Annotated in this window: 8 protein-coding genes; 7 read left to right on the forward strand and 1 reads right to left on the reverse strand. The window is 32.9% G+C overall.

Translation table 11 applies throughout. The annotated features are described in order from the left end of the window. Positions 1 to 54 precede the first annotated feature (54 nt). Complete coding sequence (locus B5D55_RS11640) at positions 55 to 231, reverse strand: hypothetical protein (protein ID WP_159446220.1); 177 nt, start codon at positions 229 to 231, stop codon at positions 55 to 57. A gap of 283 nt (positions 232 to 514) precedes the next feature. Here B5D55_RS11640 and B5D55_RS11300 point away from each other — a divergent pair, with 283 nt between their 5' ends. The 7 genes from B5D55_RS11300 (at position 515) to B5D55_RS11330 (ending at position 4416) form a co-directional block, all read left to right on the forward strand. Next, the gene (locus B5D55_RS11300; protein WP_159446221.1) at positions 515 to 1315 is read left to right on the forward strand and encodes an InlB B-repeat-containing protein; all 801 of its coding nucleotides are present in this window, start codon (positions 515 to 517) and stop codon (positions 1313 to 1315) included. 665 nt (positions 1316 to 1980) lie between these two features. Beyond that, entirely contained in the window at positions 1981 to 2553 is a 573-nt protein-coding gene (locus B5D55_RS11305) for a hypothetical protein (RefSeq protein WP_078934110.1), read from the forward strand. A gap of 67 nt (positions 2554 to 2620) precedes the next feature. Then, positions 2621 to 2917 (forward strand): type II toxin-antitoxin system RelE/ParE family toxin, encoded by a 297-nt coding sequence (locus tag B5D55_RS11310; protein WP_078934111.1) that lies wholly within the window; start codon positions 2621 to 2623, stop codon positions 2915 to 2917. Positions 2918 to 2919: 2 nt separating this feature from the next. After that, complete coding sequence (locus B5D55_RS11315; RefSeq protein ID WP_078934112.1) at positions 2920 to 3207, forward strand: hypothetical protein; 288 nt, start codon at positions 2920 to 2922, stop codon at positions 3205 to 3207. A gap of 156 nt (positions 3208 to 3363) precedes the next feature. Beyond that, positions 3364 to 3771: a hypothetical protein gene (locus B5D55_RS11320; RefSeq protein ID WP_200805324.1), complete on the forward strand. Its 408-nt coding sequence runs from the start codon at positions 3364 to 3366 to the stop codon at positions 3769 to 3771. A gap of 80 nt (positions 3772 to 3851) precedes the next feature. Beyond that, complete coding sequence (locus tag B5D55_RS11325) at positions 3852 to 4112, forward strand: type II toxin-antitoxin system Phd/YefM family antitoxin (RefSeq protein ID WP_143593358.1); 261 nt, start codon at positions 3852 to 3854, stop codon at positions 4110 to 4112. 10 nt (positions 4113 to 4122) lie between these two features. Then, a complete protein-coding gene (locus B5D55_RS11330; protein ID WP_234975432.1) occupies positions 4123 to 4416 on the forward strand; it encodes a type II toxin-antitoxin system RelE/ParE family toxin in 294 nt (97 codons plus the stop codon). The last annotated feature ends 281 nt before the right edge of the window (positions 4417 to 4697 follow it).

The raw sequence follows: 4697 nt of genomic DNA on the forward strand, positions 1-4697 counted from the left end.
GTTGTTAGAGTCGGGAGGAAATCGCCATTTAGAGTCAGGCAGAATTAACCAATTTTAGTCAAAGAAAAATAACCAATAATGCAGGCGTCTTAATTTTGCTCTTGTAATGCCTGTCAGCCTTTGCAGTTCTGCAAGATTAACTTTTTCCAGACAGAAACTTTCTTTTTCTCTGTCCTTTATAAGATCCAGTGCCTGTGGTAAACTTAGTTTGTCACTATTATTTTCATTCATAAGCTCCTTTTCTGTGCATTATTGGTCAGCACATATTTTAGGAACTTTTGTTTGATTATAATAGTGGCTGTTTCTTTTTGACTAATTTTGGCGATTTTCTCCTGACTCGTAATGGTTATAATCGCCTGACGCTAACAAAGTAATTACAATTAAATCGAAAACTGAAGGGACAACAAAAGTCATTGCATCAGATAATTCACATTCCGCCACTATATCTGTATCAGTTTCAAACTCTGGAAGCATCAGTGTTAGCATAGCAAAATATATTGACACTACAGTAACTTTGGTATTTAAAATTGATTCAAAAGGAAGGTTTGAGGATAACACTTATGGAACTAAAACTATTACAGGTAATGCAGGAAATCCTATTGCAGGACTTCCAACAGTAACTGCAATAGATGGATATGAATTAGCATGGTGGGAACCAGAAATTCCTGAAAACTTTCCAAATGAAGACACAACATACACAGCTATTTTTTCAGAAGCCACCTATACCGTTACATATCATTTAAATGGTGGCACTGCAACAGGAAGTAATCCAACAGATTTTGTTTGGGGAACTTCATATATAACCCTAACCGCACCTACAAGAATTGGTTATACTTTTTCCGGTTGGTCTTATACAAATGAAGGTGTGAGTTCAAGTATGACAGAAAGAGTTTATGTTAACAATATGAATAACATAAATAACGGTAATCTAGATTTGTATGCACTTTGGAAACCTAATACCTACTATATTATTTTAACCCCACATGCTTCCAGCGGAGGTTGTTATGCTAGAGTTCTTTATAATTCAAACAATCTTGCATTTTATAATTATATGTATACATCAACAGCAGCAAATGTAACAAAATACAGTAATGTGGAATATTCATATTCACCTTTATCAGAACAAAAATATGATGGATGGCAAGCAGTTTGTAAAAACATTGAAGGTGACATTTGGGAAAATTTAGAAGAAAATGCATATTTTAAATTACTCGATAATAATGGCCAGCTTCTAAAAAATATAGAAAATGTAACAGACGAAAACGGAAATTGGATTGCTACATGTAACTATGAAGTACAAAGAATAAATAAATAATATAAAACTAACACATATAAGGCCCCAGCTTGTCAATAAGAATCCTCAAAAAAATGATTTTCTAAGGCTGTCTTTTTAAGGCAGTCTTCTTTTTTGAGAAAACAAGAGTTCCCGTTCAAAATAAAAAAGCAAAGCCTGTATCGCAATTCAAAAAAAGATTCTAGGAAAAGCGTCCTGAATCAAACACATATAGTCGGTCAAGTAAAACCTGAAAAAACAGATTGAGGAAATCAGAAAAATTCACCAGAAGGATTTGGACGAAGGATTCGGAGCCGTAAGCCTTCCCAATGCCCTTGGCTCAAAATATCCTTTAGGCAGCAAGAACTCAAATGGCAGTGACTCTTTCCGCAGAAAAACCGCTGGAAGAACGAATTGACAGGTCAGGAAGGACGCTGGCACGTAGACGAATCCCCTATGCAGCGCGCCGTAAAAAACGCCATTCTCGAAGCCGGAATCAACGATTTATACCCATGTTCTAAACCGCGGATCTGGCGGCGTGGTAAGTCCGCTAGACAGAATTTAGATTTTTATAAATATCCGTGTAAAATATGTGCTAATTCACAGAAAATGATATAAAATAAGAAAATAAGTAAGAATTGTAAAGCTTTTACACCGACATTTTTTGCAGTGTAAACTTCTTACAACTGATACGGAGAAATTATGTTATGTGGACTGCCCACTGGGCAGCGGACGGAGGAAAAGAAAAAATGAAAAAAAAGATTTTATTAATTTACTTAATTTTTTGCTCTATTTGTTGCTGCTTTGCAAAAGAAAAAATATTTTCATCTAATGACACACAAGAGACTATCATAAAAATAATGAAAAAGGAGCACTGGAATCTTGTTGAAGAAAAAATGAATGGCTTAGACTATGTAAATAAATCAATAAAGGAAAACAAGAATAAATTTTCAGCAATATGGAATTTTGAGAAATTTGATGACAAATATAGCATGTTTTATGGGTTCAAATGCAATGATGTTTCCTTTGAATTTCTTGCAGGTTACCTTTCACGAATAACTTTTTCCGTAAAAGCCTCGCCTGAAACGATTAATTTGCAAAAAACAAATTTCATAAAAAACAAAAAATTGACTTTTTTAGAAGAAAAGAATAATGATATTCTCTTCTTAGATTCTGAAGGAAATATCTATATTTTTAGAGAAATGGACGAATCGTTCTTATATGTAAGTTATATAGTAAAAAATGAAAATCTCTATTACGAACGAAAATTGAAACAATAATTTACAAATAATTTATTATAGTTTTGAAATTGTTGACATAATCAAAATATCGACTTATATTATAAGTATGAAGTTCACAGTAGAAAAATTGTCTCAAGCAAAAGCTGAGATTGATTCTTTGGAACAATTTCAAAAAGATATGCTTGAGGCAGATTACAAGAAAATACAGGAACAAGGAATTGAATTTGTTCGTGTAAAGCTGATTCAAAAAGAAATTTTTGAAATAAAAACAAACGAACTTCGTTCATTATTCAAATATGCTGCCGGTAGAATTATTGTGGTTGGAGTTGTATTTGTGAAAAAGACAAAGAAAACTCCAAAAGAAAAGATAAAACTTGCTAAACAGCGTTTGAAGGAGGTCTGATTATGGATTATGTTTTTGTAAAAGATTCAGAAGGTTATGTTTTTAAGAAATTAGAAAATGAAGTTTATCCAGATGAAAAAGTAATTTCTAAAAAAGAGTACATGAAAATTTCAGGGCTTTCTTCTTATGAAAAAAAATTTGGGCATGGTGGTGCTAGAGAAAACGCCGGCAGAAAACAGAAATTTGCATTACCTTTGAAATTTCAAATTCGTGTAACAAAAGAAGAAAAAGATTTTATTGCTTACGCAAGGGAACACAAGTTAAATTATTCTGCTTTAATGCAGATGTAGAAAATAACACATAACATGCAGTTCAAAACAGATGTCGCGGTCAAGCCGCGCCACTGTTTAACTGCGTAGTTAGGTTGATAGGCCACTGGCCTACTTGCTGTTAGCAAGGTAAAATCATCCAACATTTTATGCTAAATAAAAAGGAGGATAATTTTTATGGGCGCAATTATTGGTGGAATCTTATGGATTATATTATGTGCATTAACAGCTACTTTGGCAGAACGCAAAGGACATAAAGGTATTGGTTATTTTTTACTAGCTTTATTCCTTTCTCCATTGATTGGGTTAATTATTGTTGCTTGTATAAGTAACAAAACACAAAAATTATGTCCATACTGTAAAAAAGCAATTGATATACATGCAACTGTTTGTGGTTTCTGTGGAAAAGAACTTACCAAAAAGAATTCTACTAATGCTGAAAAAGAAAAATGGATTTCTGAAAGGATTGTAGAATTAATTTCAACAGGAAAAACTGCAACAGATGCAAAAATACAAGCAGAAGCAGAATATTCTGTAGAAAAAAATAATAAAGAGGAAAATAAATCTACCGAAGCAAACGAATAGAAAACGGCGGGTCAAGCCCGCCTTTTTTTATAGACAAAATATAAAAAGCTGTGGTAAAATAATCCCACAAGGAGATACTTATGCCTAGAATCGTTCCAATTAGAGATTTAAAAAACACCACTGCTATATCAACTCTATGCCATGAAGATGATGAACCTATTTTCGTAACAAAAAATGGTTACGGTGATATGGTTTTGATGAGTATGGAAACTTATGAAAAAAATCTCTTTCTTGCAAATGTCTACGGAAAACTTGAAGAAGCAAAACAGGATATGAAAAACGGAAAGTATTCTTCTGTTGAAGATGCAGTTTCAAGAATAAGGAAAACTCATGGCCTATAATGTCCGAATTATGGAAAAGGCTGAGCAGGATTTATCTGAAATTGTAACTTACTTTACAGATAAACTTTGCAATCCAAAAGCTGCCGAAAGTTTACTTGAAGAATTTCTCGAAGAAAAAAATAATATTTCTGATAATCCTTATATGTATCCGTTAAGTAACGATTCAGTTTTGCAATCTGAAGGATATCACAGATTTCTTTTCAAAAAAAATTATATTGCTCTATACTTAATCGATGATAATGAAAAAGAAGTATATATAATGAGAATCTTTTATGCAAAAAGAGATTATGCTAATCTAATATAAAAGCAACCTAACACATATAAGGCCCCAAGTTGTCAATACTAATTCTAAAAAAAATACAACTTAGGGCTGTTTTTTTAGAAAAAACAGTCTTTCTTGTGAGAGAAAAATAAAGTTCCCGTTCAAAATAAAAAGCAAAGCCTGTATCGCAATTCAAAAAAGATTCCAGGAAAAGCGTCCTGAATCAAACACATATAGTCGGTCAAAAGTCCCGCCGTATACGCTTCAGTTATGCGCAAGCCGCGAGAGCGGCGACTTAAATAATTTCTTCTCATGCAAACGGC

The organism is Treponema porcinum, assembly GCF_900167145.1.
Taxonomy (GTDB): Bacteria; Spirochaetota; Spirochaetia; order Treponematales; family Treponemataceae; genus Treponema_D; species Treponema_D porcinum.